The sequence below is a fragment of the Pedobacter sp. WC2423 genome, from assembly GCF_040822065.1.
Classification (GTDB): Bacteria; Bacteroidota; Bacteroidia; order Sphingobacteriales; family Sphingobacteriaceae; genus Pedobacter.
The window spans coordinates 4,836,349-4,850,889 of record NZ_CP162005.1 but is presented as its reverse complement, the minus strand read 5'-3'; the positions used below and the strand labels follow the sequence as shown (position 1 = coordinate 4,850,889).

At 38.9% G+C, this 14,541-nt stretch carries 12 protein-coding genes and 1 tRNA gene; 6 read left to right on the top strand and 7 right to left on the bottom strand.

Going from position 1 to position 14,541, the window contains the following annotated elements; genetic code table 11:
• Positions 1-36: 36 nt before the first annotated feature.
• On the bottom strand, positions 37-537 hold the full coding sequence (locus tag AB3G38_RS20235; protein ID WP_367865553.1) for an ester cyclase: 501 nt from the start codon (positions 535-537) through the stop codon (positions 37-39).
• 309 nt (positions 538-846) lie between these two features.
• On the opposite strand from AB3G38_RS20235, the gene AB3G38_RS20230 reads away from it, so the two are divergent.
• From AB3G38_RS20230 to AB3G38_RS20220, 3 genes are all read left to right on the top strand, one after another.
• The gene (locus tag AB3G38_RS20230) at positions 847-972 is read left to right on the top strand and encodes a hypothetical protein (protein WP_367865552.1); all 126 of its coding nucleotides are present in this window, start codon (positions 847-849) and stop codon (positions 970-972) included.
• A gap of 114 nt (positions 973-1,086) precedes the next feature.
• Entirely contained in the window at positions 1,087-1,425 is a 339-nt protein-coding gene (locus AB3G38_RS20225; RefSeq protein WP_367865551.1) for a hypothetical protein, read from the top strand.
• A 2-nt stretch (positions 1,426-1,427) separates the two neighbouring features.
• Positions 1,428-1,913: a hypothetical protein gene (locus AB3G38_RS20220; protein ID WP_367865550.1), complete on the top strand. Its 486-nt coding sequence runs from the start codon at positions 1,428-1,430 to the stop codon at positions 1,911-1,913.
• A gap of 223 nt (positions 1,914-2,136) precedes the next feature.
• Here the strand turns inward: AB3G38_RS20220 and AB3G38_RS20215 are convergent.
• From AB3G38_RS20215 to AB3G38_RS20200, 4 genes are all read right to left on the bottom strand, one after another.
• Positions 2,137-2,209: transfer RNA gene (locus AB3G38_RS20215), tRNA-Phe, on the bottom strand.
• A gap of 116 nt (positions 2,210-2,325) precedes the next feature.
• Positions 2,326-2,706, bottom strand: a complete 381-nt coding sequence (locus tag AB3G38_RS20210; protein ID WP_367865549.1) for a DUF779 domain-containing protein — start codon at positions 2,704-2,706, stop codon at positions 2,326-2,328.
• 2 nt (positions 2,707-2,708) lie between these two features.
• Positions 2,709-3,776 (bottom strand): 2,3-butanediol dehydrogenase, encoded by a 1,068-nt coding sequence (locus AB3G38_RS20205; RefSeq protein WP_367865548.1) that lies wholly within the window; start codon positions 3,774-3,776, stop codon positions 2,709-2,711.
• Positions 3,777-3,801: 25 nt separating this feature from the next.
• Positions 3,802-5,295 (bottom strand): aldehyde dehydrogenase family protein, encoded by a 1,494-nt coding sequence (locus tag AB3G38_RS20200; RefSeq protein ID WP_367865547.1) that lies wholly within the window; start codon positions 5,293-5,295, stop codon positions 3,802-3,804.
• A gap of 171 nt (positions 5,296-5,466) precedes the next feature.
• Here AB3G38_RS20200 and AB3G38_RS20195 point away from each other — a divergent pair, with 171 nt between their 5' ends.
• From AB3G38_RS20195 to AB3G38_RS20185, 3 genes are all read left to right on the top strand, one after another.
• Positions 5,467-6,381, top strand: a complete 915-nt coding sequence (locus tag AB3G38_RS20195; protein WP_367865546.1) for an AraC family transcriptional regulator N-terminal domain-containing protein — start codon at positions 5,467-5,469, stop codon at positions 6,379-6,381.
• Positions 6,382-6,510: 129 nt separating this feature from the next.
• Entirely contained in the window at positions 6,511-7,338 is an 828-nt protein-coding gene (locus tag AB3G38_RS20190) for a porin family protein (protein WP_367865545.1), read from the top strand.
• A 49-nt stretch (positions 7,339-7,387) separates the two neighbouring features.
• Complete coding sequence (locus AB3G38_RS20185; RefSeq protein ID WP_367865544.1) at positions 7,388-8,815, top strand: hypothetical protein; 1,428 nt, start codon at positions 7,388-7,390, stop codon at positions 8,813-8,815.
• A gap of 227 nt (positions 8,816-9,042) precedes the next feature.
• On the opposite strand, the gene AB3G38_RS20180 is transcribed toward AB3G38_RS20185, so the two are convergent.
• Together AB3G38_RS20180 and AB3G38_RS20175 are read right to left on the bottom strand one after the other, a co-directional pair.
• Positions 9,043-11,247 carry an IPT/TIG domain-containing protein gene (locus AB3G38_RS20180; protein WP_367865543.1) on the bottom strand — a complete coding sequence of 735 codons (2,205 nt, stop codon included), beginning with the start codon at positions 11,245-11,247 and terminating at the stop codon, positions 9,043-9,045.
• A gap of 33 nt (positions 11,248-11,280) precedes the next feature.
• Positions 11,281-14,523 carry a carboxypeptidase regulatory-like domain-containing protein gene (locus AB3G38_RS20175; RefSeq protein ID WP_367865542.1) on the bottom strand — a complete coding sequence of 1,081 codons (3,243 nt, stop codon included), beginning with the start codon at positions 14,521-14,523 and terminating at the stop codon, positions 11,281-11,283.
• Positions 14,524-14,541: the final 18 nt, after the last annotated feature.

Below are 14,541 nucleotides of genomic sequence, written 5' to 3'. Positions count from 1 at the left end.
AGCTCGTATTTGGCGTATGTAATTTAGTATTAAATTCTAAATTTCTGAATTTTTATCAAATAAGTTACTGATGATTGATTCTGTTTCCGGATGAGTTATAACTGGCTGTTTAATGACATAATCTGTAGCAAGTTGCGTGAGCACAGTGGAAAGTGTATTTATTCCCCAGTGTTCGGTGTATTTACCGTCCACAACCTTTACAATATCTATGACCTGAATTGCAACTTTTTTTCCGGTAGGTGGCATTCCCATAAAGATACCGTTGTGTGTTCCTGTAATTGTTTTACGGGTAGTTACCAATTCTCCTTCTGCAATCTGATCATAGATCGTAACTTTCAGGTCAGGGAAAGCGGGTCTTAAGACCTGATTAAATGTAAAAATCATTCCTTCGGGACCGTTATCGCTTCCCTGAGGAGCCGTATGATTAATAAACCGGTCATCCATCAATTCTTTAAAGCTTTCCAGGTTACCTTGTTCAATAACTTCGAGATTAAAGCGCCTCACTACTGTTTTGTTTTGTTCAAGTTGAGTTTCCATTTTTCTATTTGGTTATGGGAGCTTTAAATTGGTTAAATATTCTGTAAACAAAAATAAGGCCGGATAAAAATATCTTTTTTATTAGTTGATTAGCTTTAAGAATATTGTTAGTTATATCGTTTGCTGTTGTATAGTAACTTAGTCAATATTAAAAACTCAACATAGCTTAGAAATAAATAATTAAGACATCAAACTGCGTTTGATACAAATTTTGATCTAAAATCTCACATCACACTGATTACAAAGAAATAATGGCAAGGCATTTGACGTTATTCTGACAAACAACCAAATACATTTAAACCAATAGTTATGGCTTTCAAAGCAATCTCAGACTTTTTGGACAGGAAGTACCATGTACTTCAATTTGCCTATTTCCTAAATCAGGATAAAGGTTTTTCTGATATCAAGGATCTCATCAGGATGACAATTCATTAACCTCCTACTAAATTTAAATCCTTCTTAAGTGCATTCACATTTGCTGTCGATAACTCCCTGGACTGACCCAATGGGATTAATGCCTGGCCAAATCCCGTAAGATCAGGACATCACTTGGTATATTTAGGTAAGGCGAATAGTGTCGGATTAATTCACCTTGGATCGTATACAGAAACTCCGACATACTTTTTTAATGACCCATATATAGCTGGGTCACATGAAAGAATTCATGCAGCACAAAAACCATACGTGGGTTCTCGCCAGGATCCCTGGACTGGAACTCAGGATGAGCTAATTCAAGCGAGTAAAAAAGGTCTATCAGGACTGGATGATATTAAAGGTGATTTAAAAATTCCAGGTACAGGAGAAGTGTTAGCGAAAAATGTCACTCCAGCCGAAGCATTTGAAAAATTAGAAGAATGGCATATTAAAAAAATGGCATCATATAAATAATTATGAAAAATATACTCTTTGCCGAACTAAACGGATTTGTTGTTTACAATCCATCCTTATTAGAAGATTACTTAGATAAAAATTCTTTAGATAAAAAAGATGTTTTGAAACATTTTACAGAAACTGAACATGGTGACATAATTACCAGAGAAGGAATCGCTATTCCAATAATCGGACTTCCTGATGATGACTATAACTTTCAGATAGGGAATAAAACAACCGTACAAAATAAAATGATTGATTCTGCAGGCTGGATATTCAATGGTCAAAATGGAATAGTTAGAATAGTTGGAATTGGTTACTTTAAAGATATGAGTGCTATAAAAGAAATCAATAGTCTGAATTTTAGAATGGAAGAAGGCTGGAAAGAATTAAGTATAATAAGTTATTATGACGATGAGCCAGGATTTATACTAGAATTTGAGACGGCAGAACATAAGCCAGATTTCTCCGGAGATCTCGAAACTAATTATGGATTTGAGTGGTAAGAAACAGATTTATTATTAGAATTATTAAGTCAAAAGTCAGTGAGTTAGGCAGTTTTCAAATGAAACCGTCCGAAACGTCTGTCAAACAACTATGATCAATTCAACAAAAAAACTGTCGAACTTCCAAGTATTTGATAGTCTGCGTTACAAAAAGTGACAGAAAAATACTTTAAAAATCAAAAAAAGCCTGTCTTCATAATGAAAACAGGCTTTTTTGTAGAAGTGGTGTGGGCCGGGATCGAACCGGCGACACAAGGATTTTCAATCCTTTGCTCTACCGACTGAGCTACCGCACCATCCTTTTATTCACATGATTTCGATCATGCTCCACCTCGGTTGGTGGGCTGCAAATGTAGTTTCTTTTTTTGGATTTCAAAATGGTTATGCAATTTTATTTAAAATAAATGCATTTTTATTCTTCCGGGCCAGAATTTACAGGCTCCAACGTCTTCAATTCTTCTTCGGTAAACAGCCTTGAATGTATTATAAATCCAACATCCAGGGTTGATTCAAGGGAGAAACCGGCGGCTCTCCCTTCCATAACATCTAAAGTAAGCTGGGTATGTTTCCAGTATTCAAACTGATCTCCAGCCATATAAAACTTACATCCTTCAATCTCTCCAAGACAAACATCATTGGATCCTATCAGAAAACCTCCTTTTTCAAAACAATGCGGATAGGATCCTTCACAACATCCACCGCTCTGATGAAAAAACAGCTCACCGTGTTCAGCTTTCAATTGATTGATTACACCTATGGCTTTTTCTGTAACTAAGATTCTCTTGCTGCTCATGATTATTTAGCAATTTTAACCAATATTTTCACCTGTGTAGGATTGTTCAGCAATGCTTCAAACCCTTCTTCTACGATATTTTCAAGCTCAATTCTTGCAGTTACTAGCTTTTCAACAGGCATTCTGCCAGTATGAATCAGTTGAATTACTTCCGGAAAGATGTTCCGGTAAGCTATAGTCCCCTTAATGGTAATTTCACGTACAACCTGATCAAAAGCATTCGTTGTGACCGGTTTTCCAAAAAGAGCGACTAATAAAGCAGTACCTCCATTTTTCAAACTAGCAATTCCAGCATCATAAGTTGCCTGCACGCCCGCCGCATCAATATAAATATCCGCACCGCCAGCAGTTAATTGCTTAACCTGAGCTGACACATCCTTCTCTTTTCCATTGATGACCCGGGTAGCGCCAATTTCAAGCGCTTTATCTAAACGTTTTTCGGCAACATCTACAACGATCACGGTTGCAGCACCAGCCGCAATTGCAGCCTGTACACAGAGTAACCCAATCGGCCCGGCTCCAAATATAACACAGGATTGCCCAAGCTTTAATCCACTGCTTTTTACCGCATATACAGCTACCGCAGCTGGTTCAACCAATGCTCCCTGCTCAAAACTCATGTTGTCCGGAATAGGATGTACCATATAATCTTCTACGACAACAAACTTCGCAAAACCACCGTTCGAAGTCAGTCCGATAAAACCCAGAGGTTCTGACAGATTATACTCACCAGTCACAATAAAGGGACTTTCAGGGTTTCTGAAAAGAGGTTCTACAACGACCCTGTCTCCTGCTTTCACTTGTTTAACTTCTTCTCCAACTTCGGTTACCACGCCCGAGAATTCATGACCTAAAGTGGTTACGCCAATATGTCCGTTTAAAGGATAAGGCACATCAGCAGGAATCAACATCGGCCCATGTGCATATTCATGCAAATCAGACCCACAAATACCTGCGTACTGCACTTCTATTTTCACTTGTTTACTACCAGTGGAGGGTATTGGGGCATCTTCTACTCTAATATCTTTAGCAGCATACCAACGGGCAGCTTTCATAGCAGGAACTGACATATAATAAAATGGTTTAATAATAAATTTAAAAGAACCCTAATTTGTTCTTGTCATAAGAGATCAGCATATTCTTAACACTTCTGTAATGGTCCAGCATCATTTTATGGTTCTCTCTGCCAAATCCGGATTTTTTATAACCACCGAATGGCGCATGGGCTGGATAAGAGTGATATTGGTTCACCCATACACGACCAGCCTGGATAGCACGTGGCACCTGATATAACTCATGTGCATCACGTGTCCATACGCCGGCACCTAACCCATATAAAGTATCATTTGCAATTTCAATAGCTTCTTCTACTGTTTTAAATGTGGTTACACAAAGGACAGGGCCGAATATTTCTTCCTGAAAAATCCGCATTTTGTTATGCCCTTTAAAGATCGTTGGTTCAATATAGTACCCTGTTTCCAGCTCTCCCGGTAATTTATTGATTCCTCCTCCGGTCAGTACTTCTGCTCCTTCTTCAATTCCTATTTTGATATAAGATAATATTTTTTGATACTGCTCATTGGAAGTCTGCGCACCCATCATACTTTCCTGATCCAGTGGGTTTAATGTTTTGATGGCCTTTGTCCGCTCAATAACACGACTGATAAATTTATCGTAAAGACCTTCCTGTATTAATAAACGGGATGGACAGGTACAAACTTCACCTTGATTCAATGCGAACATAACCGCTCCTTCTACTGCTTTATCAAAAAATTCATCATCCTGGGCGCCTACAGAATCAAAAAATATATTTGGTGATTTACCGCCTAACTCCATAGTTGATGGAATAATGTTTTCAGCAGCATATTGCATGATTAAACGACCTGAAGTGGTACTGCCGGTAAAGGCAACTTTAGAGATTCTTGAAGAGGTAGCTAAAGGTTTCCCAACTTCCAGACCATAGCCATTGACAATATTTAATACACCGGGAGGAAGAATATCTCCAATCAGTTCCATTAAAATAATAATTGACACTGGAGTCTGTTCTGCTGGTTTAACAACTGTACAGCAGCCCGCAGCTAATGCCGGTGCTATTTTCCAGGTGGCCATCAGTAAAGGAAAGTTCCAGGGTATAATCTGAGCCACAACGCCTATTGGCTCGTGCAGCACAATACTTACTGTGTGTTCATCATGCTCTGCTATAGTACCTTCTTCACCTCTGATCACCCCGGCAAAATATCTGAAGTGATCTACTACCAGCGGTAAATCTGCCGCTAATGTTTCTCTGATCGCTTTACCATTATCGATGGTTTCAATTGTGGCGAGGTAAGTTAAATTATCTTCTATTTTCTGCGCAACTTTCAACAGGATATTACTCCTGTAGGTTGGAGAACTTTTACTCCAGGTTTTAAAAGCTTCATGTGCTGCATCCAGTGCCAGCTCCACGTCTTCTTTGCTTGATCTTGCTGCCTTTGTAAATACTTTCCCGTCTACAGGGGATATGTTATCAAAATAGATACCTTTTACTGGTGGTACAAACTTGCCTCCGATAAAATTATCATAATGGGATTTAAATGCCGGTCTTTCCATAAGGATATGAATTTATAATTTGGTTCTTACAAACGTAACGGCTAATTGAAACCGGAGATAGGACAATTGTAGCAAGTAGTAGCATTATCGTTGCAGAAAGAGTGTGCGAGCGTCTTGAAATAAACTTATATTTGGGTATACGCCCTTAGTACTAACCAAAATTTACTGATCATGATGCAGCATAAATTAAATCTTGTGGAGTTAAGTAAGGAAGCGAATTTACAAACCTTAGTAGAAAACAGAACGGCTTATACGCTGGAACGTTGTGAATTGAATGTGTTTGAAACCTATTCCGAGTCGTATAAAGTACCTTTGACTTTTAATGATTTTGTCATTACAAGCATGCTGCGCGGTAAAAAGATAATGCATCTTGGTGATCAGCATGGTTTTGATTATTTGCCGGGAGAGACCGTCATTGTCCGTCCTTCACAAATGATGGAAATAGATTTTCCCGAGGCTTCTGGTCAGAATCCTGCACAATGTATTGCGCTGGCCATAGACAATGAGCAGATTCAACAAACTATCCGTTATCTGAATGAATATTTTCCTAAAACCACTGCCGGTCAGCAGTGGTCTTTAAATTATGAGGAATATCATTTTTACAACAATGAAGAGATCTCATTTTTAATTAATAAGATTATCCGCATTTGTGCTGAGGGGTCAAAAGAGAAAGATGTACTGGCAGACCTGACCTTAAAGGAATTACTGGTCAGGGTTATGCAAACACAAAATTTAAAGACCATTGGCCGCACAGATACGAATCAGAATCCACTGGCCTTTGTAATTGGTTATATTAAAGCTAATCTGAATCAAAAAATAAATATTAATAGCTTAAGTAGTAAAGCTTGTATGAGCAAAGCTACTTTTTACAGATTATTTAAACGGGAACTGGGTATCAGCCCCAATGATTTCATCTTAACCGAAAAGATAAACCGCGCGAAACAAATGCTGGCTACACCTGGTTCAAAGATTGCTGCGGTCAGCTATGAGCTTGGATTCAGTGATTCCAATTATTTTATCCGTGTGTTCAAGAAACTAGAGGGTATTACTCCCGGAAGTTATCAATTGCAATTCCCTGCGCTATAACTTTACCTGCAAATTAACCAAAAGTCTCAGTGAAGTTATTTGCAAATATTTATTTTCGAACAAAAATTTGATTTAACAAATAATTCAATACATTTGCGCTCCAAGAAAATAAACCACTTAGCGCTCAAAATGTTATCACTTATTAAAATTAATTTTATTGCTCAGAAAACTTTTAAATTATCATTTGTTTTTCTTTCAGCAACAACATCAATATTATTTCTTACTAATATTGCTTCAGCTCAAAAAACCACGGAAAACAATAAACAAAGCAAGTTTTCTGACTCTTTAAAAAACAAACTAGAAGTTGGTATAGCTGCTGGATTAAGTTTAAACCACTTCACTAAAGGACAGCCTCAAACCGGGTCAAACACAGGATATACTGCCGGAATTTCTGTTAACTACAAATTAATTAAGGAAATAAGTCTGCAATTAGAAGTAAATTCTTTGCAGCAAGGTGGAAGCATGATCCGTTTCAAGGATGACACCAGGTATGACTTACCAGAAAGTTTTGAAACTAAAAATGTGAAGAACAGCTCTTATAAACTGAATAGTATCGAAATCCCTCTTCTAATTAATTATACATTTAAGCTTAAACAGTTATGGAAACCTTCGGTATATGTTGGTGGAAGTTATGCTTACACTTATAATGTAAACGAGCGCTATCAGAAAACAGGTAACCTTCTTCCCGGAGAAGATATCATTGCTACAGTTAACGCTTCACAGAACGCGGGCAACTTATTCAATGCCTCAAGGTTCAACTTAATAGCAGGTGCGAATTTAAAGCTGCCTTTGACTTCAAGATTCCTGCTGCTTATAGATATGAGATATTTAAATGGCTTATCATCAGCCAGGGACAAATATTCTTATATGGAAAAAGTGGGTTTTGGAACAAATATCAGAACAAACTCTTTCCTTACAAAATTAGGCATCATCATGCCACTATCAACTCTTAAATAGAGTTTCGTCCAATCAAAAATCCCAATTTACTTAAATAAATAAGCATAATATGAAGTCAAAATTTACTATTTTAACAGTTATGGCGTTCGCTATTCTGATTGCAGGTTGCAGCAAGGATAAGTTTAACGAGAATGATGCCATCAATGCCCAAAAAGACCTGTTGAATTTAAAATATCAGCATGAACTTGATCTTGAAACATTAAAACAAAAAGGTGCAACTGCTATGCAGCAGTTAATCAATACAGCTGCTCTTGAGCAATTAAAGCTGAATGATAGCTTGAAAATAAAAAGTAATATTGCTGCAAGAAAACAAGATTATACCATAAGAGTTGTTGATGTGATCTCTAATGCTCCACTGGCAGATGCTGATGTTACGGTATCTTCTGAAGGAAAAATATTTGCAGCAAAAACAAATGCACAAGGTATCGTTACTTTTACGGCCTTATATCTATTCCCAACAAGTACTTTCCTGGTTTCAAAAACTGGTTATGCTGCAACTCAGATTTCACAGTCTCTTGCTGCTAATAGCAATGTGAAGTTATGGAATACTACAGATTTAACAAATGAGATCACAGGTACTCTTTATATTGAAACAGATTTAACAAACAATACCCCAGAAAAAGTGGGGGCTAAAGTATTAGTTACAGCTGCTGCAAACATTCCAACAAATTCTTCAGAGTCTTACAGTGTTTATTTTCCAACCTATACTGATGCAGCTGGTGTTTACAGTATTAAAGTTCCTGCTGCTCCAAATGGATACACACTTTCATTTGAGCAAATTGCAGCCGATCAGAAACTTTATGTTAACGCAACAGAAGACGACGCTGTAGCTTCATTTCCGGCTAGTCTGCCAAGACTAACAACAATAAAGACTTATTTCAATGTGAATAATTTCAATGCTCCGTTTCCAACAGTGACTAGCTCTTATTACTTTAAAGTTGCAGCTGACAAGACCGGTAGAACGCTATATTTCCCAGGAAGTACTTATTATAATTATTACAACCAGGTGTTGTTATCTTCTGTAAGTGATAAATTTCAAGTGGAAAGACTTAATATTAATAGTACTAATAATCAAAATGGTAATACAGATCTGAATATGTATACCTACGATGCTAACGCTAAAATTAATGTAGAAATCGTTGATATAACAGGGAATATCATAAAATCAGCCCCAAAATTAATGGCTAATGCAGGATCGAATGGAAAACTAGCTTATACTTACTCTCCTGAAGGTGGTAGTGGCTATGTTCATCTTAAAAGAGATGATGCAGGGGTCTTGGTTTCTGATGCTAAAGGTGTTATTTTAAAAGCTGTTCCTTATGATTCAAACTATTCTTCATTAGGCAATAATAGCAACATAAACATCACAACAAACAGAGGAATAACCAATACTTATTTACTAAGCAATAAAGGCGATAAAAAAGTTGTTAACTTTTATTACGGTTCTGGCGATAGCAGAGTGAAACAAGTGTACTAGTTTTACAGATCAAAAACCTCTTAATAAGATAAAAACCATCTCATATAATATATGAGATGGTTTTTTATTTGCTATAAAGCTTCTTATCAATTAATGGCACAAAGATCAGGATGATTAAATCTGCAATAGATAAAATCAATATGGCGATATCTGTTGTCTGCATAAATAACATGAGTTAAAATCGGGCCCGGCAAGTGCCAGACCCGATAGAGCGCATAATTAAATTATTATTTAAGGAAAATCTTTCTTACTGCATTATTATTGTAATCTAAGACGTATACAGTTCCATCTTTTCCAATGGCTATATCCCCAATAGAGGCGAATCCAGCCTCATTGAGACTTCCGTCACTGCTGCCGGTAACAAATTTTGCAACAGTCGTTACTTCTCTGGTTGAAATACTGATCTTCCTGATTGCAAGGTTACCATTATCAGCGACCAGGATATTTCCCTTTCCGTCAGAAGTTAAACCATTTATATCGGTAAACATTGCTGCAGATCCAACACCATCCACATAGCCATAGTTAGTTCCAACCCACCAGTTTATGTTTCTTTTACTTAAGAATTCGGAACTGCTGATATAAATTATTTCGTTACTCACTGAATAGAAAATATCGCCATAGATTGCCGGTCTTGCACCTTCATTCATACCACTAGGATTAATTGTTGACCTCAACCCATTCTTATCAAATCTCAACACATTAGTAAATCCATTAATTATATACAAGAACCCTTTTTCATCAAAAGCGATTTTGCCTGGTCTTCCTGCATTGGTGACAAATGTACTCACAACTCCCTGTGGGCTGATTTTCCGGATACACTGATTACCATAATCACTAATAAACAGGTTATCCTGATCATCGATAGCCATACCTGTTCCTGAACTCAGGTTAAATAGCGCATCTGAGCCTGTTCCGTTCCTGTTACCTGACTGTCCGGACGGGCTTCCTGCAAAAAGAGAAACTGTTCCACCAGGGGTGATTTTCTTTACACGGTTTAAACTTAATTCCAGTACATATACATTTCCGTGTGTATCTACTGCCAGTGCACCACTTCTTCCGTCCAGTGTCAATTCATTATTGCCTTTTCCACCTGCGAGTGTGACTACCCCGGCATGGTTAAAGTCTGCAGGCGCAACCGTTGTCTGGCCATTAACTACAACTTTTAATGGCCCTGACGTGAATCCTTCGGGCGCAATAACTACAAGACTGGTTTCTGAAGCACTTACCACAGTAGCAGCTTTTCCATTAAAGGCCACTGCATTTTGTCCGGCAGCTGGATTAAAGCCTGTACCTGTGATGGTCACACGTGTACCTGCCAAACCACTTTCAGGACTTAATTTTGAGATACCTAAACTCTGATCCTTAAATTCAGGCCCTTCGGCTAGCTGGTCATTTACACTCAGTACAATTTTACCATTTCCTGTACCTCCCGGAATTATAAGGGTAATCTGAGTAGAAGTTGCTGCTGTTACCGCAACATCTTTACCATTGATGGTTACCTTATTTTCTTCAGTAATGGTACTGAAGGCAGTTCCGGTAATAGTCATTACTGCACCAGCCGGCCCGCTTAGCGGGGTAACTTTCAGGATTACCGGCAACGCTACTACTGTAAAGACAGGTCCTGTTACTTTCTGATTATTGATAGTCACAGCTACTGGACCAGTAGTGACTGCATCCGGTGCAATAACAACAAGATGATCATCCGCAGCTTCTTCTACCAAAGCTTGCTTACCATTGAAATCAACATAATTCCCTTTAACCAATTCATCAAATCCAGAACCTGTAATGCGTACATGTGTTCCTTTTCCTCCTGTTAATGGTTTAATCGCTGTGATGGATTGAAATTTAAAGGTTTGTCCGGATGCTTCTTTACCATTTACTTTTACGGTTACGGGCCCGCTACCGGCTGCTTCCGGCACTTCTGCGACCAGTAAAGTATCGCTGGCACTCACCACCAAAGCAGTTTTCCCGTTAATCAATACTTGTGCCGGGCCCGACAGACTGCCAAAACCTTCTCCGGAAATACGAACGTGTGTTCCGGCAGCACCATTTTTAGGGCTGATTCCTTTGATAGTCAGCTCCTGATAGGTGTATTTACCTATACTAATCGTTTCACCGTTTACTTTCAGTACAATATCTCCGCTTGTACCACCAGCAGGTGCTCTCATCACAACAGCAGTAGCTGTCGCACTGACTATATCTGCACCGGTTCCTGAAAAGGTTGCTGATACGTCACCACCAAGACCAGTACCTTCTACTGTGACAAGCGTTCCTTTATTTCCGCTGTTCGGATAATAATCAGTTACTTTGAGCGCCTCTTTTACCGGCTCGTTATGCTCTTTTTTACAGGCAGCAAATAGCAGCAGTAGTATGCCAAAGCTACAAACAGCCTTATAAACCGCAGCTTGTTTGAATATCCAATAATTCTTCATTTTGTTTTTTATATATAGGTTCATCCCCGTCTTTTAAAAAGTATATCTTAAGCCTAACTGTACCTGTGTTCTCGATCCATAGTAATCAATACTGTAAGGTTGTCCAGGATCATTAAATGTATAAACCGGGTAACTGCCTGCATTCTGTTGTGGAGGGAAGAGAGTTGGTGTCAAACCTACGCTTGAGGTAGAGTTGAAAGTATTGGGAGAGAAATATTGTATCCCCCAGCTCTTGTTAATCAGATTAGTCAGGTTCATCACATCGGCAGTCAGGGTAATGAACTGTTTGTTGTTTTTATTGATAAACAAGTCATGCGATAAATGAAGATCTGCCTGTACATTCCATGGCGTACGCCCCTTGTTCCTTTCTGTAAAATCCCCCCTTCTGCTGCTTAGATATTCATTACCGTCAATCAATTGGTTAAAGGCTGCAGCTTGCTGAGCAGCAGTTCCTGAAGCATTATTCTGGAAGAAACGAATTGCTTCATCCCTTTGTGGAATATAAGCTAAACTCACCTGCTGTGGCAATCCCTGTATACTGTTGTTTACAATTCCGTAAGTAAAAGGGTTGCCCGATTGTGCACTAACAAATAATGAAACATTGGTTTTACCTGCTTTACTCCAGATCTTGTTATAGCTGATACTGCTTACGATACGGTTTCTGATATCAAAATTGCTATTAGCCAAACCTGGATTATCAGGCACTAACGACTGGTTTAACTGCCAGTTTGATTCCATGGAGTTACGTACTCCGTTTGACAGATCTTTAGACTGCCCATAAGTGTAGGATACCGAAGCCTGTAATACATCTGCAATAGTTTTACTGATACTCCCTGTTAAACTGTATCTGTAGCCTTTGCTTGTGTTGCTCAGTAAATAGGTGTTGGAAAAACGCTGATCTACTGTACCGCTGTAAACAGGTTGTTGATGTAGTTTATCATAACCATAATAGGTTGGATTATCCTGTACGTTCAATTGCTGAAAAAGCACATCCTTGATATTTTTGGTATAGATTCCTTCGATACTAAACTTCCACTGACTTGTCGTGGTGTAGTCGAGTGCTAAACTTGTTCTCAGTACCTGGGGCATTACAAAACCATTATCTACTAAATCTGCTTGTGTTTTACCACTGTTTGGGTTATTGATAACAGCACCGTTGTCCTGAATAAAACCACCAATACCATTCGGCCCGCCTTTTAGTGGGGTAGTACCCGGTAAAAATGGTTTTTGATCTGCTTTCTGATCAAATCCACCGTAACTGTCTCCTGTATTATAGAAAGCATAGGCTAACCATGCCATTGGGATTCTTCCTGTAAATAAACCCGTTCCTCCTCTTAAAATCAAACTCTGATCACCTAACCAGTCATAACGGAACCCTACTCTTGGAGAGATTTGTACTTTGTTCAGGAAGTTATTTCCAATTCTGCTTAGTGGTGTATAGGTATAGGTAGTTCCGAAATTCGGATCTGCTAATGCTGTATTTGTCTTATCGCTCAATCCTGGTCTTTGCGGTAAATCAGTCAGATCTGCTCTCAGACCCGGAATCACTTTTAATTTATCTGATACCCGGATTTCATCCTGAAAATACACACTATACATATTTACATTAAAAACCGCACCCGGATGATCAAGGATATAGTCTCTGTTGTTATTGGTATAATTGTATGCACCTCTTACACGATAAGGGTTATTATTCAGATAATCATCTATACTCAGATAATCAACTCTTCCGTTCCAGGAATTTACAAATCCGTAATTGATTTTATACAATTCGTTATGCGTACCCATAGTCAGGGTGTGTTTACCGATATTCCAGTTCAGATTGGCTGTCAGCTCTAATGTTCGTTGCTTCATATCAAAGATACTTGCCTCACGATCTGTACCCAGGTAAATGGTTGTTCCTGGTGTACGTCCCATAATCTGTACCTGTGGTGCACCTGGGTCACCCAGTGGATTACGGGAATCATTTACGCGGGTATACCCCACCAGGAAATTACCTGAAAGGCTATTGCTCATCCTGCTTTTTAATTCTGCAACTGTAGCCGTTTGATTATTTTTCTGTAAGAAAGCCATGCTGCTAAATCTGAAATCCTGCTGATCGCGGTCCATATGGGTAGCCTCAGAAATAATGGTATTGTTTCTTACTGCTAATTGAAGTTTATCACTGATATTCCAGTCTATTCTGTTAAAAAACTTACGGGATTTTGAATAAGTGGTAAACTCTCCGGCAGTACCCGCATCAATAAAACCTGCTGCGGTAATCGCATTTGCATCGGCAATAGTTAAGATGCGGCTGGTTTCTAACTGCCCTGCATTTAATTGGGCAGGATCTTCTCTGCGGGTAATCTCCTCATTGCTGAAGAAAAAAAGTTTGTTTTTGATAATCGGGAAACCTACACGAAAACCTGTCTGATAATCAGAAAAATCACTGTTCATTTTCCCCAGCGTACCCACACGGTCTTTTCCGGTTAAAGCTGCGTTACGGCCAAAACCGTAAACAGATCCGCTTAAAGTATTAGTTCCGCTTCGTGTTACAGCGTTTACTGACCCTCCGGTAAAATTACCAATCTTAACATCATATGGTGCAAGATAAACCTGCATGTCTTCAATCGCATCAATAGAAATCGGGTTGGTACGGGTAGAACTTCCTGCCATCCCTGAAGTACCTGACTGCCCTCCTAATGATGGGCTGAAACCGATTGCATCGTTATTTACCGCACCATCAATGGTTACGTTATTGTATCTGAAATTTGCGCCCCCAAAGCTGTTATCTTTACTTGCCTGTGGAACTAAACGTGTGATATCGGTAATACTGCGGGATACAGTAGCCATATTACGAACCTGATCGGCACTGATATTTTTACCTGATCCGTAAGTACTTGCCTGCGCTCCTCTTTTGGTAGCTCTCACCGTAACCTCGGCCAGTTGCTGACTTTGATCACCTAATGCAAAATTCAGTTGAATAGCCGCACCTAAACGGATGGTTATCCCTTCTTTTTTATTGCTTTTCATACTGATCATGGCAACTTCTACGCTATATGGCCCGCCTATTCGCAGATTAGGAAGATAGTAATGTCCATTTTTATCAGCAGATGTGGCGTATTTTGTACCTGATGGCTGATGAATTGCGGTAACAGATGCCCCCGGCAATGTCTGCCCCGCTGCATCATATATTGTCCCGCTTAATGTTCCGCTGGTTTCCTGCCCGCTAACCATAAAGGGCAGTAGCAGACACAAGAGCAGGCTTATTTTTTTGAATAGCTGAATTAATGTCATCTCTAGAATTCTTAATGT